The sequence below is a fragment of the Shewanella sp. 492 genome (genome assembly GCF_059338445.1).
The window spans coordinates 2,561,555-2,587,902 of sequence record NZ_CM181702.1; the positions used below are offsets into that span (position 1 = coordinate 2,561,555).

Sequence of the window (26,348 nt, forward strand, 5' to 3'; positions counted from 1 at the left end):
TTAAATTCACGGAGTGGAACCATGAGAACGATACTCGCAATCACACTGCTACTTCTCCTGTCGGGCTGTGTATCAACTCATATGAAGAAGTACATCGGAAAGGATATTCGTGAAGTAATACTGGATAGCGGTCCGCCGCTTAACGCAATGGACATGGGCGGTGGAGTAAGAGCTTTTCAGTTCAGATGGGGCGGTGGTACTTTCAGCATGCCAAGCACCACAACAACACAAGGAACTATTACGTCATATGGTGATAGTGCTTGGCTTTCTGCAAGTTCAATCACGACTGGGGGTGGTGTTGTCCATAGTGAAGGGTGTCTAATAAGTTATATGACGACATGGAATAGCACCCAGAAAACATGGATTGTAAATGGCATCAGGTATCCAAAACGTCTTGTCTGCTAATGCATTTAATCGGTAGCCGGAGGTATCTAACCTCCAACCCCCACACCACCCTGCATGCGGCTCCGCACACGACTAAATGGATTTAGGAGGTAGGGCAAAGCAGGATGCCAGAGCCGAGGGCGGTTCATTTAGAACGCCTAACCTAAACTTTCTGGTTAGCTTCTTGGTTTCGAGAGTGAACTGCGATCCATCCATCTCTTAATGAACAGAAGCCTGCTTTCTTAAGAGCGTCATTACTAATGATAATGTGAATCGTATAATTTAGAGCCTAAGCACTAAACGATTTTTGTCCAAAAACAATTTAACTTTTGATTGTCCGAGTGACACTAGTAAGGTCATTAAGAACTCGGGTGTAGGTGCGGTTGTGACCTTCCGTGACATGGATGTCACGGCAGAGCCTACAGGGATTGTACTTGAACAACGTCCATGTCTAAAAGCCAGTTCGGCATCCATGCCTCTCGTTCGTAAGCGCGAAGCTGGGCTTCACTCACCGTGTCACAGAAGCACCTGCACGAAAGCCATGCGGCAGGCAATTGGTTGCCATAAAGGTTAACGCTACCATCAGCGATGTAAAAAACCTATTCCGGCAAATGCTATAAGCCAAACAATGCCTACACCTTCATTCGAAGGCCTGCATTCTTTCATATCCATGTGATCACGACATTTGCGTATCAGTGAAATAAAAACAACTCAACAAAATGCCGCAAGCAAAAAAGCGCAATATGGTCATAGCTAGCACACCAAAGCGTCAAAATATGTGCAATTGCACAAAATAAGCTTATAAATCCCTTAAAAATTCATCAAGTTTGCCGAAGCTTGATTATCCTTTTGTGCGGATAATAGTCGCAGCCTGAAATACCTTAGCCCTCACTTTAGGTGGCGCTGACTAAGCGGGTCATTGTTCGAACAATCAAATAAATATAACCCAAATACAGGGACACCCTATGAGCCTCGTACTGATCTTGCTCGCCGTGATCGCGTTTATCGTTATCGCCACGTCGAAATTTAAGTTACATCCGTTTTTAACCCTTATTCTCGCGTCATTTATTGCTGCATTTGCCTACGGGCTACCAAGTGCTGATATTGCCAAAACCATCACCTCTGGCTTTGGTGGCATCTTAGGCTATATCGGCCTAGTGATTGTATTAGGTACCATTATTGGCACCATCTTAGAAAAAAGTGGTGCGGCTATCACCATGGCTGATGTAGTCATTAAGGTGCTGGGGCAACGCTTTCCCACCCTCACCATGTCGATCATTGGTTACTTGGTCTCGATACCGGTCTTTTGTGACTCAGGCTTTGTGATCTTAAACTCGCTGAAACAATCGATGGCCAATCGCATGAAGGTCTCAAGCGTGTCGATGAGTGTCGCCTTAGCCACCGGCCTGTATGCCACCCATACCTTTGTGCCGCCAACACCTGGGCCTATCGCCGCGGCGGGGAATTTAGGCCTCGAATCAAATCTTGGATTGGTGATTGGTGTCGGTATTGTCGTCGCGGCCGTTGCCGCCTTGGCCGGCATGTTGTGGGCCAACCGTTTTGCCCATGTAGAACCCGACGGTGAAGGCGCACAAGAGCTTAAAGAGAGTGTCGAAGATTTCGATAGCTTAAAAGCCGCTTACGGTAAACTGCCTAGCCCAAGCAAAGCCTTTGCGCCTATCTTCGTGCCGATTCTGTTAATCTGTTTAGGCTCTATCGCTAAGTTTCCGTCACAGCCTTTAGGCGATGCTAACCTCTTTGCTGTGCTCACTTTCTTAGGTCAACCGGTGAACGCCTTGATGATTGGCCTCATGTTGTCGCTGGCATTACTTAAGAGCGATAATCGCATCAAAGAATTTAGCGAGCGGATCAGCCATGGCTTAGTTGTCGCTGCGCCGATTTTGCTGATCACCGGTGCTGGCGGCGCATTTGGCGCAGTATTAAAAGCCACCGAAATTGGCAGCTTCCTTGGCAGTTCATTGTCGGCTCTGGGCATTGGCATTTTCATGCCCTTTATTGTGGCTGCGGCGCTTAAGTCGGCGCAAGGTTCATCCACCGTCGCCTTAGTGGCCACCTCGGCGATGGTCGCGCCTATGCTTGGCGATATTGGTCTAGCAAGCGAGATGGGCCGAGTGTTGACCGTCATGGCCATTGGTGCAGGCGCCATGACAGTGTCTCATGCTAACGACAGCTTCTTTTGGGTCGTCACCCAGTTTAGCCGCATGAGCGTTAAGCAAGCCTATAAAGCGCAGACAATGGCCACCTTAATTCAAGGCGTAACCGCAATGATTTTAGTGTATCTACTGAGTCTTGTGCTGCTGTAAACAATAATCATCGGCATGGGCCTCAACCATTAATCGAGACCCATGCCGCTTATCACGCAAGATGTGCGCCCCCTTTTCCGCCCACGGCTTGTCACTCCCATTTTTAGATCACAGGATGTTTCAATGAAGATAGTCATTGCGCCCGATTCGTATAAAGAAAGCTTGAGCGCCATGGAAGTTGCCACCGAAATCGAACGCGGATTTCGCCAAGTGCTCCCCAATGCAGACTATGTAAAAGTTCCCGTCGCGGACGGCGGCGAAGGTACAGTGCAATCTATGGTTGATGCGACAAACGGCAAGATCATTGAACTGTCCGTTATCGGGCCACTGGGCGAGCCCGTCACGGCTCGCTACGGTATTTTGGGTCCCAAAAATATTGGCGCAAGTGTTAATAAAACCAAAACGGCGGTTATCGAGATGGCCTCGGCTTCTGGGTTACATCATGTCCCTATTGGCCAGCGCAACCCGCAGTTAACCACCAGCTATGGCACTGGCGAACTGATATGTCACGCCCTAAATGCAGGCATAAAACATATTATTATTGGTTTAGGCGGCAGTGCCACCAATGATGCGGGCGCGGGAATGCTACAAGCCCTTGGCGTGAATCTGCTCGATAAACATGGGCAAGCCATCAATGTGGGTGGCGCTGGGCTTGAAGCGCTGCACTCTATCGATATCAGCCAATTGCATCCACTGCTAGGTAGCTGTCAAATCGAAGTCGCCTGTGATGTTAACAACCCACTGTGTGGCGATAAGGGAGCCTCGGCTATCTTTGGCCCACAAAAAGGCGCGACTGACACTATGGTTGAACGCCTCGATAATGCGCTGGCCCATTTTGCCGATATCACATCCAAAACCACGTTAACCGAACACCGTAATACCCCGGGAGCGGGCGCTGCTGGCGGCATGGGCTTTGCGGTACTGGCTTACCTTAAGGGTGAACTCAAACCCGGTATCGATATCGTAATGAAAACGGTCGATCTGGCCGAAGCGCTCAAGGGCGCCGATCTGGTGATCACTGGTGAAGGTCGCCTCGACAGCCAAACCCTGCATGGCAAAACGCCCATGGGCGTCGCTCGTGAAGCCAATAAGCTGAACATTCCGGTGATTGCCATTGCAGGATGCGTCAGTGATGATGCCAATGTGCTACTCAATCATGGCTTTTGCGCGCTCTTTTCTACCACCCCAAGGGCGATGCCGCTGAACCAAGTGTTGGCCAGCGCCAAACATAATTTATACTCCACCTCGGTAAGCATTGCCGCGCTATATAACACCAATCGCACCCGCTAAGCCAAATAAAGGATAACGGGATCGGCTCAATCCCTTTATCCTGATAAACAACGGCCATTTAACTTTTCCGCTTGATGCGTTATAAAGCTTACAGTAAAGTGAGCTCCCATTTTTGACTGACCACGCCCCAGCAATAAGGGAGCGGGTCACAGTGAAGCGATGCACCTTGATGACATCTAAACAGACACGACAAGCAACGGCCTCTGAAGCAGCATTACTGCGTATTTTCACCTTGCCAGAAGCCCCCCACTCGACCTTGAGTCAGATTGAAAAAAATCTCTCTGAAAATCTCATGGGGTTCTTAAAAGAAAATATTGTCGCCGTCGAAAAACCCTTAACTGAAATCGAGAAAGATTTTCAGGCGCACCAAATTCCCGCATCACCGAGCTTTGTGTCCGATTACGCCGAGCAGATGATGCAAACCTTAATTGCTCACAGCGTGCACACCTCGGCGCCAAGCTTTATCGGCCATATGACCTCGGCACTGCCCTACTTTGTGCTGCCGCTATCGAAGATGATGGTGGGGCTTAATCAAAACCTCGTCAAAATTGAAACCTCAAAAGCCTTTACACCGTTAGAGCGCCAAGTACTGGGCATGATGCACCATATGGTATATGGACAAGCTGATGATTTTTATGACAATTGGATGCACAGCGCTAACCATTCGCTGGGGGCGTTTTGCTCTGGTGGCACGGTGGCGAATATTACTGCGCTGTGGATTGCCCGTAACCGCTTGTTAAAAGCCGATGGGGATTTTCGCGGCGTCACCGCCAGCGGCTTAATGGGCGCGCTGCGCCATTATGGCTATGATGACTTAGCCATTTTGGTGTCGACTCGTGGACACTACTCGCTTGGTAAAGCCGCCGATCTCTTAGGTATCGGCCGCGATAACATTATTCAAATCCCCTGCGCTAAAGATAACAAGGTCGATGTGGCTAAGATGCGCGCCGCAGCGAATGAGCTCAAGGCGCGTAATATCAAGGTGATGGCGATTGTAGGCGTGGCTGGCACCACAGAAACCGGCAATATCGACCCTTTAGACGCGCTTGCCGATTTAGCCGCAGAGCTTGAGTGTCATTTTCATGTGGACGCCGCATGGGGCGGCGCGAGTTTATTATCCAACAAATATCGTCACCTACTAGCCGGAATTGAGCGCGCCGACTCGGTCACCATCGATGCCCATAAACAGATGTATGTCCCTATGGGCGCAGGCATGGTGCTGTTTAAAGATCCTCAGCTGGCGAATGCCATTAAGCACCACGCCGAATACATTTTACGTAAAGGATCAAAAGATTTAGGTAGCCAGACACTGGAGGGCTCTCGCCCTGGCATGGCGATGTTAGTGCACGCCTGCCTGCAGGTGATTGGCCGCGACGGCTATGAGATTTTGATAAACAATAGCCTAGAAAAGGCGCGCGACTTTGCCGAGCTGATTAAGCAGCAAGCGGATTTTCAGTTGGTGTCGGCACCCGAACTCTGCTTGCTGACCTACCGTTATGTGCCCGCTACAGTACAGCGTTTGCTTAAACTGGCGGTGCTCGATAGCGACCTTAACAAGGTAAGCCAGATAAACGGTTTACTCGACGGCCTGACTAAATTTATACAAAAACGTCAGCGCGAACAGGGGAAATCGTTCGTGTCGCGCACCCGAATCACGCCAGCAGATAATCTTGAGCTCACCTCGGTGGTGTTTAGAGTCGTACTCGCTAACCCGTTAACCGGAGATGATATTCTGCAGCAGGTACTTGAGGAGCAACGCGAAATTGCCCAGCAAGATAACCCATTCTTACCGCAGCTATTAGCCTTAAGCTAAACCGGAAATAAGCCCTATCTTATATTTAACTGACAACCGCTTCACTCAACGAAGCGGCTTTGGGTGTCATCATCGGGGAGCAAACAGAGCGGGCGCTGGCCAAATAAGCGGTAACGATAGCGCGCTACTAAATCATATATCCCATCACGTAACCATAAAGGCAGCCACCGCCCATAACGTAGCAGCGGCCAGTGACCCGCTAATAATTGGGCAATTTCAATCGCCGCCTCACTCTTGATATATACCCTATCATGTTGAAATAGATACACAGTGTCATGCTGCAATAATGTCGCATCACTTTGCGCCAGTATTGCCTGCGCGGCAGCGCTTTGTAGAGCGCAAAATCGAAACTGTTTGTGTGGATCGCGCCCGATAATAAAAGTCACCGCGCCGTGACATAAATTACAACGCCCATCAAACATCACTAGCGGCTGCAGATGCGTCATTAAGTTTTACTCATTAATCCGCACCTCAGCGTCCATCGGCACAACATCAAAACCGTGAGCCGCATCAAGATAAACGGAGAAGAGTTACACCTCAACATGGACACCGATATAAATATCGACACTCTCACCTGAGGTATAACATTCAAAATCGGTCAGGTACTGGCGCTGATAAGGACAAGTTGCGGCGGCAAAATAGGTCCAAATCTGTTGCCAGAGCTTAAATACAGTATGAGGCATTTCGCCCTTGGCACTAAAGCAGAGGTAATTGCCAGCGGCTAAGGTAACCTTAGTAAGCGCTGTATTGGTCAGCGAAGTGGGCAATGCCTCACTCACCACCGCCGCCATAACGCTAAACTCACCGTTCATGTCCGATTGATAATCATAATACACCCCATAGAGCGGCTGATTGCCGAGGTGCTCGCCATATTGCGCCATAAACGCTTGCCACATAGGCGCAATTTTTTGAGTTTGACTGTCGGCCTCTGCCGCATTGGTGGTGCGAATGCTTAAGCCACTCACTTGCTGCGCCGCCCGTGTCACTGTTTTCATCTCAACTCCCGTCTCTGTCTCTGTCTCTGTCTTATCAGCCTAAGCCTTGGCTTAGCCATTGACGCTTAGCTTTTGGCGCGTAGTGATGACTCGCTGTTGTCGATAAACAAGCAACAAACACCCTGCAATGCCTGCACGCTACATCTGCGTGATTCATCATAGGGTAGTCACCTGAATATAGATATATGGGGATAAGGAAAGTTAAGCCGTCTTAAACTGGCACAGCGTATAAGTAAAAAAGCGCTATGTTAATAAAACCCTAAAGTTTATCAACATAGCGCTTACTCATTGCCTACTCATTGCTGGCGGCTTGATAAACCACTTCGCCATCAAAGACCGTTGTCAGTACCTGAGTGTCATACACACCATAAATCGCCTCAGGATCGTCGCTTTCAGCCAGCTCAACAATGTTACGGTCAATAATCACCAGATCCGCTCTTTTACCCACTTCGATTGAGCCAACAATGTCATCTTGGCGCAGCGCCTTGGCACCATTAATGGTATAAGCGGCGATCATTTGATGCACATTAAGCACCTGATTGGCATTGAGTGAATAGAGTTCATCGCCAATAAAATCGTTGCGCGTCATTCCCGTCGCCATATGTGAAAATGGCACTGGTTCTCTGGTATCAACCGGTGCATCACTCCCGGCAATTAATACCGCTCCCGCATCTTTTGTGGTCTTAGTTGGATACGTCGCCTGTATGTAGTAGTTGTTTTCATCGAACAAGGTGGCAGGTTCAAGATTATCTAGCTCATCTAAAAATGGCATCACACTTAAGTCATATAAGTAATCAGGGATAGCCCAACCATAAGTGAAAGCCAAGTAAATACCCAGCTCACCTAAGCGTTGCTGATCGTCCGGGTGCACCACCTGAAGATGGGCTATGGTATGGGGCAAATTACTCGAACTATTTTTGGTTTTAGCGATTTCAATAGCATCGATGCCAGAGCGAACCGCGCCATCTCCCACCGCATGCATGTGCACCACAAAATCAGCGGCATCCAATTCAGTGACAAAGGTATTTAAGAAATTAATGGGCGCGATATGATTCTCATTAAACAGAAAGGTGTCACCGCTGGCCGCTAATGTTTCGCCTTTTTCTTTGGCACATTGAGTGGGATGATAAGAGTAGATCGCCATAAACGCGGCGACCTCAGCCGTATCATTATAATCATCAGGCTGACTTCTCACGGCCTTACACTGATCACTTTCTAAGTCGACATATCCCTCTAATGTCACAATACCATCAGACAGTTGACTCAAATTAACAATGGGCTGTTTAAAATCGTCAATCATCACCGATGTGGGTAAGGTCGGTGGCACTTCAATCAGGCTTCCCTCCTGCACTCCGTCAATCATGATCTTAACCGCATCCGCTTTGATGTAGGGATAGCTTGTTACACTTTCACGCACCGCTTTCACGTCAGCGATCAAGCCTGCGTAGTTCACCACACCAGCATTGATATTCTCAGCGACACTGTATTTTTGCGCTGCTGTGAGCCTAAAAGTCATGTTGCCGTCATCGGCGAGCTGTTTATACAGGGCTAATTCATCGGGTCCAACCCAAGCATCTTGCACCGATGTAATGCCATACTTATTAAGCTTTTGCGCTATTTTTGGCAGCTCTTCAGGGTTCTGTTGCAACGGATAGAGAAAATTAGGCACGCCCACGAGATGCAGCGCCGATTCCGACAAATTACCATTAGGGTTACCCGCCGCATCCACACCAACAAACGGCGCATATTGGCTAAATTCACCTTTGAGAGTCTCTTTATTTAAGCCAACCACTTCGCCCTTATCGTTTTTCACCTTTGCCAGCGCAAAGCTATTAGCGGCGCCCGTGTGGCCATCGGGGCCAGCAAGGTAAACCGCTTGTGTCGTTGAGATAGCATCGAGCGCGGCAACCAAATTCTTATAGCTCGCCGTCGGCTCGTTGCCAACATAGGAGTTCCACTGCAAGGCAAATATGAGCTCATCATCGCCATATTGATACTGCGCCTTACAGCCATTAAGTGCGGCAACTAATCCGTCTAAATCCATCTCTTCCACACCGAGATCGCACATATCAACATCGACAATGCCGGTTGGATGAATATGGGCATCATGCAGCCCAGGTAACATCATTTTATTTTCTAACTCATTGATCTTTGTCTCATCGCCAATAAACGCTTGGACTCCTGCAGTATCGCCCACATAGATGATCTCTCCCGCCTTTATCGCTATCGACTGTGCAACGGATTGATTCCTATCGGCAGTATAGATGTAACCGTTTTGGTAAATGGTATCGGCAACCACTTGGCTATCATTGCTTTGCTCTGTGTCATCGCTTCCACATCCCGTCATCAAACAAAGCGTTGTCGCAGCTAACAGTGTTTTAACTAATTGCATCATTTCTCCTTATATTTAATTTCAGCAATTACTGAAATAAACTATAGGATCATGGTCAAATATCAAGCAGTAAATTCAATATTTTTTACAAAAAGATAACAAATCTTCATTTTGTTCAGTTTTTAAAACAGCGATTAACTTTAGAAAGCGTCTGATTTTTCTGATAAAGTATCTTTTTTAATGGGGGTTTAACATTGATTGAATTGCCAGTGCCAACACGCTTGCAATTACGTAAGCAGCCAAAACAAAAGCGCACCTTGGCGCTATTAGAAAAGGTGATCCAAAGTACCCAAACTTTGGTGCAACAGTATGGTTATCATGCTGTAAATACTAATGCGATCGCCCAGCACGCAAACATTGATATAAAGTCTCTGTATGAGTTTTTCCCCAATAAAGAGTCGATCCTTTATCTCATCGCCGACAGGTGGCTATTGTCACTTAGGCAAATGTGCCTCGATTTTGAATCAGAGCCCTATATGCAACTGCAATGGCGGGATTATTTCTATCAAATTTTAATCCGTTGTCGAGCCGATGGGCATTACGAAACCAACTATCACTCTTTACAAGGATTGTGGGAGCTGATCCCAGAGTTTACCGCTCTAGATGATTTTCATAGAGAGTTCTTAATTGCATTCCATATCAGGCAGTTTCGTCGCTTTGGTGCCACGGGATCGGATGAAGAGTTAACTATGCTATGTCTATTTTTAATGGGGATGGAAGATGGTGTTGGCTTGGCGTTTGCGCACCTTGACCCAAAACAGTCAAAGCAACTTTGGCAGTTGCAATACGATACCTATTGCTTTCATTTAGAGCGTATTTTACCTAACTCATCAAGCACATAATCTGGGGTAAATTCACCTGACAAAAGTGTATTATCAAAGGTAATTTAAGCCCTGCTCTGGGCTTAATTCACTTAGGCTTAACTCACAGGGATGACTGTCTCGTTTTATTGGCCTAGCCTTGATAAACCTCAGATAGTTTCGTTGAAATAGCTTTTGATAACCTCACTATATTAAACGGCTTTATTGAGCCGCTTTATTGAATTAGCCACTGAATTAGGTGGCCTATTCGATCATTTCAGTCTTGTTTTGCTATTGCATTAGGTGCATTAAGGGCCGGACATTAGCCCGTCGCCTAAATGATAAAAGCCACCGTTCATCTTCGGTGGCTTCAACTGACGCTAAGCAACTAAGTTAATGTCCCGCTTCATTAACTGACCTTATTTATCAGCCACGTCAGTTACCTCAACTTCGATAGCTCAGCTTGATGCACGCTGATAATATCATCCATATGAGCCTGCGCTCTCTGCTGGGCACTTAGTAAATCATCATCTGCCGTCATAGACTCGACCACCTCGTAATAACATTTTACCTTAGGTTCGGTGCCTGATGGGCGAACAATGACCCTAGCGCCATCGTCCAGCTGATAAATAAGCACATCACTGCGGGGCAAGTCGATGATTTCCTCGCGACCATCAGCAAAGTAGCGCGTGCCAAGGCTTATATCATCCACTGACACCACGGCTCGACCTGCAATGGTTTTAGGCGCTAACGCCCTTAACTGCTCACCAATAGTTGGGCCGCCCACCTTACTCTGATCTAGGGCAATACTGACCTGCTGATTAAGATAAAATCCGTGCTGACGATAGATGGCTTCGAGCCTGTCCCAAAGGGTTTGCCCTTGGGCGGCGAGCTCAGCGGTTAATTGAGCAAAGGCCACTAAGGCCGATAAACCATCTTTATCCCACACCATGCTGCCTATGGTGTAGCCCAGCGCCTCCTCATAGGCAAACAAAAACTGGTTGTCTGCCGTTTGCTTAGCCATGCCCACGTTGGTTAACCATTTAAAGCCGGTTAAGGTGGTTTCGCACACACCATTCATCGCCGCACTCACCTTAGATAACAAACTGGATGAAACTATGGTGCGGCAAGTAAGCCTTTGATTATCTTCGGCATGAGACAGTAAATAATGCCCTAACAACACCCCCACTTGATCGCCTGTGAGCATTTGATACGCCTCAGCGGCCGTCATAGTGGCAGAGGCATCGGGTTTTCTTACCGCCACCGCAAATCGGTCAGCGTCGGGATCGTTAGCGCACGCTAGCATGGCATTATGTTGGTGCGCTTCGGCCATCACCAAATCCATGGCCCCTGCTTCTTCGGGGTTAGGAAAATTCACCGTCGGGAAATCGCCATCCGGCTCACGCTGCGCAGCCACCGAATACACCTGAGTAAAGCCAGCATCTTTGAGCACAGTTTCCGCCATCTCAGCGCCGACGCCATGCATGGCGGTATAAGCTAGGCTCACTAATGTGGGTTGGGTATGGTTTTGCAATACTTTGGCCTGTTTAATGCCGTTGCGGTAAGCCTGATAAAAATCGTCGCCGAGCATCACCAACAGCTCGCTTGCCAGCGCATCTTGAGTCGGCATTAATGACACTCGCTGCTGAGCAGCCTGTTCGATACGCGCCGCAATACCTGTGTCGTGCGGCGGAATAATTTGTGCGCCATTGCCCCAGTAGACTTTGTAACCATTGTATTGTGGCGGATTGTGGCTCGCGGTGACCACTATGCCCGCAGCCGCCTTAAGGTGCAGTACACCAAACGCCACTAATGGCGTGGGAGCCACATCTTCAGTGAGATAAACCTTTATCCCTGCTTCAGTCAACACAGCAGCGGCATCATAGGCAAACTGACTGGAATCATGGCGGCCATCAAAACCGATCACCACACCACGACTGGGGGCATCTTTGACCTGTGCTTTAAGGTATTCGGCTACCCCTTTTGAGGTTTGTTGAACCACTAAACGGTTCATTCGCATCGGGCCGGCCCCCACCACACCACGGATCCCAGCGGTGCCGAAGGTCAATCGGCCACTAAAGCGCTGCTCAAGCTCACTATGGTCACCGCTATCGAGCAAGGCTTGGATCTCGGCGTGACTGACGGGATCGCCATCTAGCCCTAACCAATGATGAATTTTTGCCTGTAAATGTGCATCCATATTAACCTCCTTTTCACCGAGTAAACCCTTATGCGAATACCTAGAATCACGATTAACAGTAGGCCGCTGCGCACAAGAGAACAAGTGAATTTGTATTAAGGTTAGTATACGCAGTAAAGCTGTGGGGCGTTCATGATCAATCGCTACCACACGCTCATCACCAAAGCGCGTGATAGCTAAATCCTCACATGGCTCAAGGCCAGAGTCAGTGCCTAATCCAGCTCCTGCACGCCGCCCCCACTAATGGTTAATACTTGGCCACTCACCCAACTGGCCGCCCCAGAACAGAGATAAAGTGCACCATAGGCGATGTCACGAGTCTCGCCTAAGCGCGCCAATGGGGTATGTTTCAGCATAGCCTGCTCAATTTCAGGGGTTAACACGCTATTTAAGGCATCGGTCTTAATGGCGCCAGGGGCGATGGCATTAACCCTAATGCCCTTGGGCCCTAAATCGAAAGCGATGTTACGCGTCAGGTGGCTCAGCGCCGCTTTTGATGAACCATAGGCCGCCATATTGATATTTTTATTCTCCGCCGACATCGAAGAGATATTTAAAATAGCGCCGCCATTGGCCTCGGCCATATGAGGCGCGCACAGCTGGCACAATCTAAATACTGAAAATACGTTAAGCTGATACGCTCGGTTAAACTCATCCATCGACATATCAAATGGTTTGGGGCCGCCACCACCGGCATTATTAACCAATAAGGTGATTTTACCGAAGGCGGCTAGGGCCTTGTCGACTAACTCGGTTAGGGCGGTTTCATCGGTGACATCACACCCAACTGCGATGGCTTTGCCTCCGGCAGTGGTGATGGTTTGTGCCACATCGGCCGCAGCCTGCGCTTTAAGATCGCTCACCACCACAGCCGCGCCGGCCTGAGCAAATAACTGCGCAATGGCTCGGCCAATACCAGCGCCAGCACCGGTCACAATTGCTACCTGGTTGTCGAGTTTAAATGCCTCTAGCATGGCTAAGTCTCCCTTATATCATTCATGAAAATAGTATCGTTAATCAACAAATCAGCCAAAAATCACCGCACACCTTAACTTGTGTGCAGGCTGAAGAGGCCGTTAAATTTACATCTGGTGATTAGCACATAATAAGTTATTAAACAGTTGATTAGCACATTAGGGTAATTTGGCGGCAATCACAATCCCTGTAGTCAAAGCACGTCCGGGGGAAAATCAGACATAAACAGGTAATGCTCCGCCTTGAGCAAATCCTTATCACGCCGTTAACACGACACAGTTTTTACCGGCTCCCTTAGCCCGGTACAAAGCGGCGTCGGCGCGTTTGAGACAATCTTGATAACCGGCATCACTTATCGCCATGCTCGCCACACCAATACTGACCGATGCCGACAAGCCCTGCACCGCCAACCGTGCAAACTCGGTTAGCGCACATTGATGTAATCGCTCGGCAAATGCTAAAGCTTGTTTTACGCTCAGACAGGGCAAGGCCAATACAAATTCATCACCACCAAAACGATAAGCCGCGTCGGTTTTTCTAACTTGTGCGCGGCAAATATCCGCCATGGCAACGATGATATCGTCGCCCATATGGTGGCCCAAGGTATCATTTATGGTCTTTAAATTATCCAGATCGAGCATCAATATACTGCAAGGTACACCATGGCGTGTCCATTGCTCATAATGTAGGGTTAAATCACGATCTAACCTGCGCCGATTAAATAACCCGGTCAGTTGGTCGGTATCGCTGTACTGTCGCAGTTGCTGCTCCATTTCATGTCGCTTAGAAATATTGCTTGCCACCCACAGCACCACACGCTCACCCTCGATTGTAAAGTCGAGCGGTTGGATACGCCCCTCAAACCAAATGGGCTGCTCTGGCCCATCGTCTGATACTCCTAACACATCTTTATTGGATAGCTCATACTCTTCAATGAGTAAGATATTAGATTGTAACGCTTGCGCTATTTTATCGAGGAACCACTGTGCTTTATCTGCCGAGATAAGTTCATGTAGATATAAACCAACCAATGTAGAACCATCATGATAGTAACGCGAATCGTTGCCGCCAAATACGCCAAGATATTTGCCACTTTGCGACAAGATAAAAGTTGGATCGGGTAAGGCTTTTAACACCGCTGCTAGGTGTTCGATGTGCACCGCAGTGACAGTAGGATGTTGAATAGGTTTTGATCTGGATAGATGCATGGTTTAATCCCTATCGAGTAAGGAATGCCGTGCGAGCATGTCGCTTTATCACCTAACGAACCTGACTGATGGCCGATAAGGTGGCACTTTCGTCCTGAAATTATGCTTATACTCAGATTACGTTTTTAACAGCTTAACAACAAGGTAATTTCGCGCCTAAGCTTTGATCTAAAACCTATTTTCAGCCTAAAAATATAATTAACCTTGCCGCGTTCACCAAACGTGAAGCGATCTTAATTATGCAATCGCAGCCAAAATGGTTATCTTGCTATTTCACTACAACCATGGCTACCGTTTAAGCCAGTATCAGGCCGATGTCAGCCTCTCATGTCCGTCGAAAATAGTGTAAACTCGCCAGAACAATAGCGACAACCATCATCAAATAGCCTAATTCATGACCCCAAGCAAATCTGAATATCACCTTACCATTACTCAACCCGATGACGATGCGGTTAGCCTCTTAGCAGCGCACAGCGGATTGTCTAAGCAAACCATTAAGCAGGCCATGGTCAAAGGTGCAGTGTGGCTAAGCCGTGGCAAATATACCCAACGCCTACGACGGGCAAAAAAAGCACTCAAAGTGGGTGATGAATTACACCTGTATTATCATCCAGAGGTGTTGGCGCAAACGGTTGCCGATGCGCAGCTCATTCTCGACAAAGGCCAATACAGTATTTGGTATAAGCCTTACGCCATGCTCTGCCAAGGGTCAAAATGGAGCGATCACACCACGATTAATCGTTTTGTCGAAACCCACCTTACCCCTCAACGCCCGGCTTTTATTGTGCACCGCCTCGACCGCGCCGCCACAGGCTTAGTGATCATCGGTCACAGTAAAACCACCACGGCGGCACTGGCGGCGCAATTTGAGCATCGCACACTGAATAAGCAATACCGCGTCATAGTCAAAGGCGAGTTTCCCAAGCAGCGCCAAACGATAGAGACCGACGTCGATGGTAAAGCGGCGCGCTCGCATGCTGAGCTTATCGAATACGATGCCCAGCATCATCGCTCGCTGGTGCAGGTGACCATTGAAACGGGTCGCAAACATCAGATCCGTATCCATATGGCCAGCATAGGTTATCCCGTGGTTGGCGACAGGCAACATGGCGATGCCGTTGCAGGTGATCCTAACCTGCAATTAACCGCCTGCTTTCTCGACTTTACCTGTCCGCTCACCCAAGAGAAGCTGCATATTGCCCTGCCCGAGCACCTACAACCTCAGCTTGCCGCGCTCGATTAATCCATTAATCACAGCGCGGCTCAAGTGAGCACAAGGAACATCCCGCAGCCTCGGCGGCCGTTAAGGTGTGATATCGGCTTTAGCCGCTGAGGTGTCGATAGGCTCATCGCCATCAAGCACCTCTTCATAGCCTTTAGGCGGCGGTGTCCAGCCACGTTCACTGTTAGAGTGCTTGTCACTTCTATCTCGCGTCATCGCGGTTTTAATGGTCTCTTCCAGCTCAATAAATAACTTACGATAGTTATTGTCGAACCGCTCACCTGAGCTGTCATCACACCAGGCTTGATAGAGGATATCGGAACTGCGTTTTTCGATGCGCTTGAAGGTGTTTTTTTGCTGCTCAACGTGAAAGGGATGAAAACCTAAACATTTCATCGCATCGGCACCTAGCTCTAACGCCGATAAAAGGGTTTCCTTTTGAATAAAATCCGCGCCCGCGCGGCGCAGCATATAAGCATGACCGCGGTCGAAGGCCCGCGCTAACACCTTCACTTTAGGGTAAGCATGTTTCACGTATTTCACTAACTCGGTCGCACTTTCAGGGTTATCCATCGACACCACTAATAAGGAGGCCTCTTCAATACCTGCGGTGTGCAGCAGATCGGGGCGAGTGGCATCGCCAAAATAGCTTTTCACATTGATACTGCGCAGAATATCCACTTGGCTTATCTGATGATCCAGCACTACAGTGTTAACCCCGTTGGCCGTCAATAAGCGGTTCACCACCTGGCCAAAACGGCCGACACCGGCAATGATCACCGGTCCTCGGTCTTCAATAATATCGGCCTCTCGAGCGTCTGGCGCTGCGCGGTAACGGGGTAAAATGAGCTTTTCGAAGGCGATAAATAACCCGGGTGTGAGGAACATACTCAGCGCCACTACCAGTAATAAGGTTTGGGCCAAGTCGGTGGGTAGCACATTATTTTGCACTGAATAGCTCACCAATACGAAGCCAAACTCCCCCGCTTGAGCAAGGCTCAGAGCAAATAGCCAGCGATCGCTTTTTCTAATCTTAAACAGCAGGCTCAGCAGCAGTAATACTAAAACTTTGAGCAGCATCAAGCCCAGTGTCATCAAGACAATGACCCCTAACTCTTGCCACAACCAAGCAAAATTCACTCCCGCGCCTACGGTGATAAAAAATAAGCCTAATAACAAGCCTTTAAAAGGCTCGATACTCGACTCTAGCTCATGGCGGAACTCACTGTTGGCTAAGACTACGCCGGCTAAAAAGGCCCCTAAAGCCGGCGATAACCCCACGAGACTCATCAAGGCGGCAATGCCAATCACCAACATCAGCGCGGTGGCGGTAAAAATCTCTCTTAAGCCTGAACTGGCAACAAACCGAAACAGCGGCCGGCTCAAGTAATGGCCGCCAATCACCAACAGGGCGATGGCCCCGGTTATCACCAAGGCGTAAGCCCAACCGGGCAAGCCAGCAACCAGACTCACCTCTTGATGGTGCTGCGCAGCGGTGCTCGCTATCTGTTGCGCTTTATCCACCAACTCAGGCAATGCCAATAATGGGATAAAAGCTAACATGGGGATCACCGCGATATCTTGCAACAGTAGCACCGAAAATGCGCTGCGCCCGCCGTCGGTTTTCCCCAGCCCTTTCTCATTGAAGGTTTGCAACACTATCGCGGTCGACGATAGGGTAAACACTAAGCCTATGGTCAAGGCGATGGTCCATTGCACCTCAAAATAGAGCGCAACCGCCATCACTGCAGCGGCGGTCAACACCACTTGCAAGCCGCCCAGTCCCATTAAGCGATGGCGCATCGCCCACAACATTTTGGGCTCGAGTTCTAACCCCACCACAAACAGCATCATCACCACACCAAACTCGGCAAAATGCTGAATAACGCTGGCTTCTTCACCCACGAGCCCGACCACAGGGCCAATAACCACACCGGCGATGAGGTATCCCAGTACCGACCCTAAACCAAAGCGTTTAGCTAAGGGCACGGCGATCACCGCGGCGACTAAATAGATAAACGCCTGTAGAAAATAGCCCGTCATCGCACCTCTCCCTCGATAATGGTGTCCAGATGATGATTTAAACAGTCTAGCTTAGCCGCCTGATGCAAATTGACTCTATCTTCGACAAGGGCTTTTAACAGGCGTTGCCACTGGCGTATATGGCGCGTCATAAAGTCATCTTCGATAGCCGTTCGGGCACCAAACAGCACCAGCGGCGCTAGATAATGCATGCCAGTCAAGCTGGCGGTTTGCTCCAGTGGGGCCAACAACTGGCGCACGGTGAAATGGTTATAACCTTGCGCTTGATAAGCATCTTCCTTACCACCAGCGCTGAGGGCGCAAAAAAAGGTTTTACCCTTAAGCTGAATGCCATCGGCGCCATACGCAAAACCATATTCAAGCACTAAATCTTGCCACTCTTTTAAAATGGCAGGGGTCGAATACCAGTACAGCGGAAATTGGAAAATAATAATATCGTGCTCAATCAGTCGCTGCTGCTCGCGCTCAATATCGATATCGAAGGTAGGGTATTCGCCATACAGATCGACAGTGGTCACACCATCAATGACCCTTGCCGCCTTAAATAGTGGCAGATTCACTTCAGAGCGATGCTGGGAAGGATGGGCAAGCAAGAGTAAAACACGTTTGTGAGTCGTCGACATGAGCGTCCTATAGGAGGCGGTATGACGCAATTGCCTTGCAATATTATCGCGTCAAAGGTCTAAATAAAATAGCCTGTAACGCCTTGAGTCTCAAGCACAGTAACGAGAAAGTTGCCGCCTAAAAATGGCGAGGTCAACCGCCATGCTGGCCTATTAATCCAGCCATAACTCTGAGCCGCATTGGCAAGTGTTAATGACAAAATACGCGCCCAGACAAACTCCTGCTATCGAGGCCGTCATCACGCTTACCTTGATTCCCATGGCGTAATGCCACTCATATCTTCAAGATTGTAGGGGGTTAGCTGATAAACATAGTAGTTAAGCCAATTACTCACCAGTAGACTACCGTGACCATGCCAGCGAGCGACGGGCTCTTGGCTAGGATCGTCGCCGCGATAATAATTTTGCGGAATGTCGGGATTAAGTCCAGCGTTTAAATCGCGCTGATACTCCTCATTCAAGGTCGACTTTTGGTATTCGGGGTGGCCCATCACAAACAGATTACGGTTACTGCGACTGAGCACCATATAGGCGCCCGCCTCATCCGATTCGGTCAGCACTTGCAACTCAGGATGTTGCTTTAATTGCTCAACATTCATCTCGGCAAAGCGCGAATGGGGCGCAAAAAACTCCTCATCGAAGCCGCGCAGCAGCGGAAAATGAATCGACGTACGTTGGTGACAAAATACCCCAGAGCGTTTTCTATCCAGCAATTGGCGTTGTAAACCATATAGATGATAGAGCGCAGCATGGGCGGCCCAACATAAAAACAATACCGAGGTAACATGAGCTTGAGACCAGTCGATGATCTCGCAAATATGTTCCCAGTAGATAACATCTTCAAACTCTACCTGCCCAAGGGGGGCACCGGTAATGATTAAGCCATCGTAATTTTTATGGCGCACATCTTCAAAATCACGATAAAAGTTATTCATATGATCGATAGAAGTATGCTTGGACGCTTTGTCATGAATACGCAGCAGATCGACATCGACTTGTAGCGGCGTATTGCCCAGCAGGCGCAGCAGTTGGGTTTCGGTTTCAATTTTGTTGGGCATCAAATTTAAGATCAGCACCTTCATGGGTCTGATATCTTGATTCGCCGCCCGGGTTTCAGACATGACGAAAATATTTTCTGATTCAAGGATCTCTGCCGCTGGCAGATTATCAGGAATTTTTACCGGCATAGCGCGCCTCTTTCAATCTTGTTAAGCACACTTAAAGGTGCACAATAATGAAATCGGCGCGATAACGGCTGTTTAGCGCTTTGTCAGTGCCAAAGTTTATGGCACTGAACAAACATTCAGGATTATCGGCCGACCTGCTGTACCAATACCGAAATGGGTTCTTGTGAGCCAAGATCGATAGGATACGCCTGAGTATTAATGAACATCAGCTGATCGTTATGACTAATTTTCGCCCCGACGGCATAAGTATGCCCAGGCTCAAACTGATCACTTGGGATCACAAACTGAAACGGTGCTGGAGTGGTAATATCACTGCGCTGCAATTCCGCTAATACCACCGCGGGTGCATCCATCTTAGAGACATCTTTCACCTGCACCGTTAATACCGCATCGCTAGGTAGCGCGATACGCTCTCTAAACCACACTTCACCTTGAATTTCGACACTGGCATTAGGCGTCGCACAGCCACTAAGCACACTGGCCGCCATGGCCACAGGTAACAGCGGTTTTAACCATTTGTTCATTATCTAGCTCCTTATAATACATCAAGACATCTGGATGTCTATATGTCTAACCTCAATTGCAACAAATAACTGATCTCACAAGCAGTTATCTTACCAAGAATTGTGAAAGCACCCATGTTTGTGTCATTCACTTAAGTGATACACCTTGTTCTAGGATCGATATCTTCATATCATGGAACGACCATTTGTTGCGAAATAGCCTAATGACCCAAGCTACTGCCATTATTGTGGGCGCAAGCTCACTACTCAGCCAAGAAATAGCCAAACAACTTGCCAAACAAGATGTTGAACTCGTCCTACTGGCTCAAGATCCTGACTCAATTAATGAATTTGCGCAATCCTTACCGACCAAGGTCAGGGTTGAGGCGCTGCAAATTGATCAACCCGCGGCCATCATTACCACCCTAGAAACCCTCTGGCAGCAACTTGACAGCGTACACTTAGTATTAGTCAACACAGGGCTCAATAGCTATGATCCCACCCTGCCTTGGCAACCTGAAGCCGACATTATTACCGTCAATGTACAAGGCTTTAGCGCCGTCTGTAATACTGCTTTTAGGCTGTTTACCGAACAAGGTTATGGTCAGCTCGCGGCGATCAATTCTATCGCAGGCCTGCGCGGCGGCCCCAGTGTGGCTTACCATGCCTCAAAAGCCTACGCCAGCAACTACCTTGAAGGGCTGAGTATGCATGCTCAGCGACTCAAATTGCCCATTACCATCACCGATCTGCAACTGGGACTGCTCGATAAAGCCGCCCTGCAACGCAGTCGCTTATGGCTCTCGCCGCCGGATGAAGTGGCTCGGCAGGTGATAAAGGCGATGCAATCGGCCAAACGTAAAGCTTATATCACTAAGCGCTGGCGTCTGGTCGCCTGGCTCACTAAGTTACTGCCTGAATTTATTTATAACACCCGCCACTGGCGCACTAAAGCGCAGCGCCTAGCTGAAAAATCAGCCCAAAAAGCCACCCGCGATCAGCAGGACACGCCAGAGTAATTTCACCTTGGCTCGCCGATGCGAACTTAAGTCATCGGAGAGTCAAGCTACGCGCTTATCACTGCCTCATAATCCCTATCGGCAGGTAAATTGGGGTGTATATTCCAAAATTCAACGCCTTGTTGATAGGTCATTTTATCGCCACCTCACCACTAAGCTGCAGCCCTATTTATCACCTAACAGGCTATTAGTGCTTTAGTCTATAAATGCCAAAATGTGCTTGTGGCGTCTTACCAGCATTGGGTAGTGTGTTGACCTAATCACTCAGAACACTGTTATGCATGGAGGCCTCATGTCTGCCGTACCGACATTTGCAAACAACAACACTTTTCCGCTTACCCTCAGCCAATATGACGGCCACACTAGCTCGCCGTTAATAGAGCGCACCATAGGCCACTATTTCGATGACATCGTAAAGCGTTACCCAGATAAACTCGCCATTGTGATGCATCACCAAGGGATCCGTTGGAGTTACCAAGAATATCAAGCACAGATAAATGAACTGGCGGCTGGCCTGCTGGCTATCGGTATCCAACCAGGCGACCGCGTTGGTATCTGGTCACCCAATAACATTGAATGGTGTTTAACCCAATTTGCCACCGCCAAAATTGGCGCCATCATGGTGTGCATCAATCCTGCCTATCGCCCCGAAGAGCTGCAGTATGCCCTCAATAATGTCGGCTGCCGCGCGATTATCTGCGCCGAAAAATTTAAGTCGAGTAACTACCTCGAGATGCTGTATCAATTAGCGCCCGAGTTACACGACTGTCAACCGGGGCAACTCACCGCGGCGCAGTTACCCTCGTTAGAATGTGTGATCCGCATGGGGCACGACGCCTCCCCCGGCATGCTCAATTTCGACCACGTTAAGCGCCCACTGAGCAGCGCTGACAAGATACAACTCAATGCCGTCGCGCAAGGGCTCTCGCCCTTTGATGCCATTAATATTCAATTTACCTCAGGCACCACTGGCAATCCTAAAGGCGCGACCTTGAGTCATCATAATATTCTCAACAATGGCCTGTTGGTGGCTAACGCCATGCAGCTGAGCGCCGATGACAAGTTGTGCATCCCAGTGCCCTTATATCACTGTTTTGGGATGGTGCTGGGTAACTTATCGTGCATCAGCAAAGGTGCGGCGGCGATATTTCCAAGCGACTCATTCGATCCGCTCACCACCTTGCAGGTGGTTGAAGCAGAAAAGTGCACCGCCCTGCATGGGGTACCGACCATGTTTATCGCTCAGCTTGAGCACCCAGAATTTAATCAGTTTGATTTAAGTTCGCTGCGCACCGGCGTCATGGCTGGCGCCACCTGCCCCGAAGAGGTGATGCGCCGAGTACAAAGCCTGATGTATATGGAGCAAGTGCTTATTGGTTACGGCCAAACCGAATGCAGCCCAATTAACAACATGACCGAAATCGACTCTTCGGTAGAGAAGCGGGTCACCACGGTAGGCCGCGCTCTGGCCCATACTCAGGTTAAAATAGTCGACGAATTTGGCGAACTCGTGCCTATAGGCCAGCCTGGTGAAGTGTGCAGCCGCGGCTACGGGGTGATGCAGTGTTATTGGAATGATGCTGAAAAAACCGCGGCCACCATAGACAATGACGGTTGGTTACACTCTGGCGATATTGGCGAAATGGACAGCGAAGGATACGTTAAAATTGTCGGGCGGATTAAAGATATGATCATTCGCGGCGGCGAAAATATCTACCCGCGCGAAATTGAAGAGAAGCTTTATAGTCATCCCGATGTACAAGATGCGGCCGTATTTGGGGTGCAAAGTGACAAATACGGTGAAGAGGTGTGCGTGTGGATTAAAGTGCAGCCACGCGCTCAAATTGATGAGGCGGCGATCCGCCATTTCTTAACCGAGAAAATAGCCTACTTCAAGGTGCCAAGGTACATCAAATTTGTCGAGCAATACCCAATGACAGTGACGGGGAAAATCCAGAAGTTCAAAATGCGTGAACTCATGTATCAAGAACTCTATCAAGACATTAACCGTGAGTCGGTAAGCTGCGCCTAAGCCTGATGGATAGCCGTGTATTAAGTTGCAGGCAAGGTTCATCAGTCACTCAAAGAGCAAGGCAAGCTGACTAAGACTAAAACGAAGACTAAACCTTAGCGGTATGCGTAAAAATAGCGACCAAACAAAAAGCCAACCTGCATGCAGGTTGGCTTTTTTAGGTTATGCCCGGACGCTCGTTGGCAACCCCATTGATGACATGTCGTCTGACGCTTACAAAATAAACGTCGCGACCTTCTCGCTCAAATCGGTTGCCCGATCTTTGAGTATTTTTGCCTGAGTTAAATGGGTTCTGGCTGATGAGGTGATCTCATCGGTAACATCTTTTATCGCAACCGTATTTTGAGTGATCTCGTTGGTCACCTGCGTCTGCTCTTCTGCGGCAGTGGCAATTTGGCCTGCCATATCAGAAATCACATTCACCGCTTGAGTGATCTCCTCAAGTGCTTGCGCGGCCGCATTAACATCATTGACACTGTTATTGGCCAATCCCTTACTGCTGTCCATCAAACTAACCGCCTGCTTGGTGGTATTTTGTAAGGTTTCGATTGTGGTATAGATCTCTTCGGTAGAATCTTGGGTACGGCGAGATAACACCCGCACTTCGTCAGCCACTACCGCAAAACCTCGCCCTTGCTCACCAGCGCGCGCCGCTTCAATCGCCGCATTTAACGCCAATAAGTTGGTCTGCTCTGCGATCCCTTGAATCGTGGTTAAGATGCTTGAAATCGCTTGAGCGTGTCGACTTAACTCACCAATCACAGTGGTTGCCTCGTCAACTTCTGATGCCAGTGCATTAATGGTTGTGCGGGTTTGATCCACCAACCCTTTACCCTGAGTACTGCTTTGCGCCGACTGCTGCGCCGCGGCGGCGGTACTTTCAGCATTGGCGGCAATTTCATGAGTCGCGCTCGACATTTCTGTGACCGCCGTGGCGACCATAGACACTTCTTGCTGCTGGCGTTGCAGCTCATCGACACTCGATTGGTTAGTGACTAGGCTCTGCTCGGCGTCAGCATCAAGCTCAATAGCGAGCTGACGAATATGACTGATTAGCTCATGCTGACTACTGACAAAACGGTTAAAGCTGTCGGCCAGAACGCCCACTTCATCTTGGCTGTCCACCTCGATGCGCTGGGTTAAATCACCATTACCATCGGCAATACGTGACAGCGCTTGTGATACGCGGCTTAATGGCCCCAGTAACAGACTTAATAGCCAAGAAATAGCTAACACACTGATGATTAAGGCTAGTGCAGCTAAACCTAACTGAGTTAGCATCAAGTTGCTCAATGGGGCTTCTAACGTCTCTTTATCGAGAACAAACACCAACTGCCAATCGGTAGTGGGGATCTCAACAGCCCAAAGCAGTTTATCGCGTCCTTCAGCCTCAAAATAGGCGGGCGCTAATTGCCCTGTTTGACGACTCATTTCAGACAAGCGCTGACTCAACTCATCATCGACATCTGTCACCTTGCCCATCAACTTACTGGGATCTTTATGGGCTATCACAGTGCCATCTTTGTGCATCATGATGGCGTAACCGTTGGCCGGCAGTGACATATTGTTGACACTTTCGACCAAGCTGGCAATCGATACATCGCCCCCTACCACACCATTGCGTGTCGGCTGGGCTATGGTTACCACTAATACATTGAAGGCCACATCTAAATATGGCTTGGTAATAATGGCGCCGCGCGCTTGTTGCGCTTGCTCATACCAAGGACGAGCGCGAGGATCGTACCCTGTGCGGTCGATACTCGGATCGGAGTCAACCATGACACCAGTGTTACTGCCCAAATAGGTTAACTGAAAATCGCCAGAGGCTTGTGCTTGTTGCAGCGCATTTAGCGTATCGCCCTCAACTTTCGTCGCGACCGATGCGATGACACGTTGACGATCGGCTAACCACTCTTTAATGCGCATCGCCTGTTGCTCGCCAGATTCACTCACCTGAGCGACACTGCTTTGCAGTAACAAGGCTTTTTGGGTGGAATAGCTGCGCCATGATAGCAGTGCAATAACAACCGCAAGGGCAAGTACAACCGATAACAATATTTTTTTCTTGAGTGAATATGAATTCATATTGGATGCTAATCTGATGTTTAATGAAACTAAGGGACAGGGATAAATAAAGCCATTTAGTCGCTAAATTTAGTGTGCGATTAGAGACTGAAAAACCACCTCAATCTTGGCGGGCATTCTCGCACACGTAATAAAACAACAAAAGAAAAAAACACTATTTTATAGCGAAACCCACGTCATTTTAACACTGGTAGTACAAGTTTAATTTACTCTTGACGAAAAAATCAGTGGAAAACACTAGAGATGTAAATTGATTGGGTTGGATGAGGCTAAAATGTAAAGCAAACACTACCCAGAGTAACACTTGATTAAACTTGCCGTTGCTAGCCTATTTTCATTAAACAGATCTTGGCTAACGATGCTCATTAATGGGTTATCAGGCGTTGGCCAATGATGTGCAATAATGGCGACAAACAGCATGAATAGGCACATTAGTGCTATTTTTACCATTCAGCATCCAAGGGAGAACGCAGTCAATTATCATACAATGTGTCCATCATTGTCCCCCATGACCAACACCGAGTTAACTACAGATGCGGCGCGACATCATGGTATACCCAAGAGAGCGACCATCGATGCGATACATATCATTAATCTGCGCACATTGAATAAAGTCATGACGTTGATACAGTTTGTAAGCAGACTGATTCTCCGTCAGCAACCATAAATCAATCACCTCACAGTCGGTGTGCAGCGCCGCCCACACAAACATGCTATTAAGTAATTGGCTACCAAGCCCCTGTCCACGACACGACTTATCGACGCCCATGCCGAGTAACACTCGATGCGGCGTATGCGGCTCTTGATGAGGACGAATATCGATATGCCCCACAACCTGCTCATTATCAAAAGCCAACAACAGACGACGCCAACCACCTTGTTGCAACGGCTTTTCTATCCCTTGTGTGAAACGGGCACGCATCTCATCATTAAGCTGCGACTCGGCCACCGACAATGGTAGAAATGGCACACTGTCATCGGCGCCATTCTCTTTAAGTTGCTTGGCCAGATAAACAAAAAAACGCGGTAAATCGTCACTGGTCGCTAATCGAATGTCCAAAACTCAGTATCCTTTTTATAGTTAAGCATGAGTTAATATAGGTCTCTATCACCGCAATGAATAACCCAGCAAGACGCACTATTAGCAAGATGCTACTAATATTTAGAGAAATTAAGGCAAATAGAATGCGTGATATTTTATCAACACAGGTTAACCGACTGATGTCAAATACACACTTAAAAATCACCTAACT

Annotated in this window: 20 protein-coding genes; 7 read left to right on the plus strand and 13 right to left on the minus strand. The window is 48.5% G+C overall.

The window, feature by feature from the left end; genetic code table 11:
- Positions 1 to 1,349: 1,349 nt before the first annotated feature.
- The 3 genes from AC5YBX_RS11395 to panP all read left to right on the plus strand — a co-directional run bounded on the left by AC5YBX_RS11395 (position 1,350) and on the right by panP (position 5,811).
- Positions 1,350 to 2,708, plus strand: coding sequence for a GntP family permease (locus AC5YBX_RS11395; RefSeq protein ID WP_494521387.1), 1,359 nt, complete (start codon positions 1,350 to 1,352; stop codon positions 2,706 to 2,708).
- 123 nt (positions 2,709 to 2,831) lie between these two features.
- Complete coding sequence (locus tag AC5YBX_RS11400) at positions 2,832 to 3,998, plus strand: glycerate kinase (RefSeq protein WP_494521386.1); 1,167 nt, start codon at positions 2,832 to 2,834, stop codon at positions 3,996 to 3,998.
- A gap of 169 nt (positions 3,999 to 4,167) precedes the next feature.
- On the plus strand, positions 4,168 to 5,811 hold the full coding sequence (gene panP, locus AC5YBX_RS11405) for a pyridoxal-dependent aspartate 1-decarboxylase PanP (protein ID WP_494524816.1): 1,644 nt from the start codon (positions 4,168 to 4,170) through the stop codon (positions 5,809 to 5,811).
- A 41-nt stretch (positions 5,812 to 5,852) separates the two neighbouring features.
- On the opposite strand, the gene AC5YBX_RS11410 is transcribed toward panP, so the two are convergent.
- The 3 genes from AC5YBX_RS11410 to AC5YBX_RS11420 form a co-directional block, all read right to left on the minus strand.
- Complete coding sequence (locus tag AC5YBX_RS11410) at positions 5,853 to 6,257, minus strand: thiol-disulfide oxidoreductase DCC family protein (protein ID WP_494521385.1); 405 nt, start codon at positions 6,255 to 6,257, stop codon at positions 5,853 to 5,855.
- Between the two features lie 84 nt (positions 6,258 to 6,341).
- On the minus strand, positions 6,342 to 6,806 hold the full coding sequence (locus tag AC5YBX_RS11415) for a GyrI-like domain-containing protein (RefSeq protein ID WP_494521384.1): 465 nt from the start codon (positions 6,804 to 6,806) through the stop codon (positions 6,342 to 6,344).
- A 292-nt stretch (positions 6,807 to 7,098) separates the two neighbouring features.
- Positions 7,099 to 9,198 carry an amidohydrolase gene (locus tag AC5YBX_RS11420; RefSeq protein ID WP_494523704.1) on the minus strand — a complete coding sequence of 700 codons (2,100 nt, stop codon included), beginning with the start codon at positions 9,196 to 9,198 and terminating at the stop codon, positions 7,099 to 7,101.
- Positions 9,199 to 9,392: 194 nt separating this feature from the next.
- On the opposite strand from AC5YBX_RS11420, the gene AC5YBX_RS11425 reads away from it, so the two are divergent.
- A complete protein-coding gene (locus AC5YBX_RS11425; RefSeq protein ID WP_475514343.1) occupies positions 9,393 to 10,040 on the plus strand; it encodes a TetR/AcrR family transcriptional regulator in 648 nt (215 codons plus the stop codon).
- Between the two features lie 397 nt (positions 10,041 to 10,437).
- On the opposite strand, the gene AC5YBX_RS11430 is transcribed toward AC5YBX_RS11425, so the two are convergent.
- From AC5YBX_RS11430 to AC5YBX_RS11440, 3 genes are all read right to left on the minus strand, one after another.
- Positions 10,438 to 12,198, minus strand: coding sequence for a phospho-sugar mutase (locus AC5YBX_RS11430; protein ID WP_494523705.1), 1,761 nt, complete (start codon positions 12,196 to 12,198; stop codon positions 10,438 to 10,440).
- Between the two features lie 212 nt (positions 12,199 to 12,410).
- On the minus strand, positions 12,411 to 13,172 hold the full coding sequence (gene hdhA / locus AC5YBX_RS11435; RefSeq protein ID WP_494521381.1) for a 7-alpha-hydroxysteroid dehydrogenase: 762 nt from the start codon (positions 13,170 to 13,172) through the stop codon (positions 12,411 to 12,413).
- A 258-nt stretch (positions 13,173 to 13,430) separates the two neighbouring features.
- A complete protein-coding gene (locus AC5YBX_RS11440) occupies positions 13,431 to 14,381 on the minus strand; it encodes a GGDEF domain-containing protein (RefSeq protein ID WP_494523706.1) in 951 nt (316 codons plus the stop codon).
- Between the two features lie 394 nt (positions 14,382 to 14,775).
- Here AC5YBX_RS11440 and AC5YBX_RS11445 point away from each other — a divergent pair, with 394 nt between their 5' ends.
- Entirely contained in the window at positions 14,776 to 15,624 is an 849-nt protein-coding gene (locus AC5YBX_RS11445; protein WP_494523707.1) for an RluA family pseudouridine synthase, read from the plus strand.
- A 60-nt stretch (positions 15,625 to 15,684) separates the two neighbouring features.
- On the opposite strand, the gene AC5YBX_RS11450 is transcribed toward AC5YBX_RS11445, so the two are convergent.
- The 4 genes from AC5YBX_RS11450 to AC5YBX_RS11465 form a co-directional block, all read right to left on the minus strand.
- Positions 15,685 to 17,646, minus strand: coding sequence for a monovalent cation:proton antiporter-2 (CPA2) family protein (locus AC5YBX_RS11450; RefSeq protein WP_494521378.1), 1,962 nt, complete (start codon positions 17,644 to 17,646; stop codon positions 15,685 to 15,687).
- Positions 17,643 to 18,269 (minus strand): NAD(P)H-dependent oxidoreductase, encoded by a 627-nt coding sequence (locus AC5YBX_RS11455; protein WP_494521377.1) that lies wholly within the window; start codon positions 18,267 to 18,269, stop codon positions 17,643 to 17,645. Before AC5YBX_RS11455 ends, AC5YBX_RS11450 begins: the two co-directional genes overlap by 4 nt.
- 245 nt (positions 18,270 to 18,514) lie before the next feature.
- Complete coding sequence (metA, locus tag AC5YBX_RS11460) at positions 18,515 to 19,456, minus strand: homoserine O-succinyltransferase MetA (RefSeq protein ID WP_494521376.1); 942 nt, start codon at positions 19,454 to 19,456, stop codon at positions 18,515 to 18,517.
- A 122-nt stretch (positions 19,457 to 19,578) separates the two neighbouring features.
- Positions 19,579 to 19,980 carry a YbaY family lipoprotein gene (locus AC5YBX_RS11465; RefSeq protein ID WP_494523708.1) on the minus strand — a complete coding sequence of 134 codons (402 nt, stop codon included), beginning with the start codon at positions 19,978 to 19,980 and terminating at the stop codon, positions 19,579 to 19,581.
- Positions 19,981 to 20,183: 203 nt separating this feature from the next.
- On the opposite strand from AC5YBX_RS11465, the gene AC5YBX_RS11470 reads away from it, so the two are divergent.
- Both AC5YBX_RS11470 and AC5YBX_RS11475 read left to right on the plus strand, forming a co-directional pair.
- Positions 20,184 to 20,978 (plus strand): SDR family NAD(P)-dependent oxidoreductase, encoded by a 795-nt coding sequence (locus AC5YBX_RS11470; RefSeq protein ID WP_494521374.1) that lies wholly within the window; start codon positions 20,184 to 20,186, stop codon positions 20,976 to 20,978.
- Positions 20,979 to 21,270: 292 nt separating this feature from the next.
- Positions 21,271 to 23,010, plus strand: a complete 1,740-nt coding sequence (locus AC5YBX_RS11475; protein WP_494523709.1) for an AMP-binding protein — start codon at positions 21,271 to 21,273, stop codon at positions 23,008 to 23,010.
- Positions 23,011 to 23,223: 213 nt separating this feature from the next.
- Here the strand turns inward: AC5YBX_RS11475 and AC5YBX_RS11480 are convergent, their stop codons facing one another.
- From AC5YBX_RS11480 to AC5YBX_RS11490, 3 genes are all read right to left on the minus strand, one after another.
- On the minus strand, positions 23,224 to 25,095 hold the full coding sequence (locus AC5YBX_RS11480) for a methyl-accepting chemotaxis protein (RefSeq protein ID WP_494523710.1): 1,872 nt from the start codon (positions 25,093 to 25,095) through the stop codon (positions 23,224 to 23,226).
- A 288-nt stretch (positions 25,096 to 25,383) separates the two neighbouring features.
- Complete coding sequence (locus AC5YBX_RS11485) at positions 25,384 to 25,545, minus strand: hypothetical protein (protein ID WP_494523711.1); 162 nt, start codon at positions 25,543 to 25,545, stop codon at positions 25,384 to 25,386.
- A gap of 73 nt (positions 25,546 to 25,618) precedes the next feature.
- A complete protein-coding gene (locus AC5YBX_RS11490; protein WP_494523712.1) occupies positions 25,619 to 26,155 on the minus strand; it encodes a GNAT family N-acetyltransferase in 537 nt (178 codons plus the stop codon).
- Between the last annotated feature and the right edge of the window lie 193 nt (positions 26,156 to 26,348).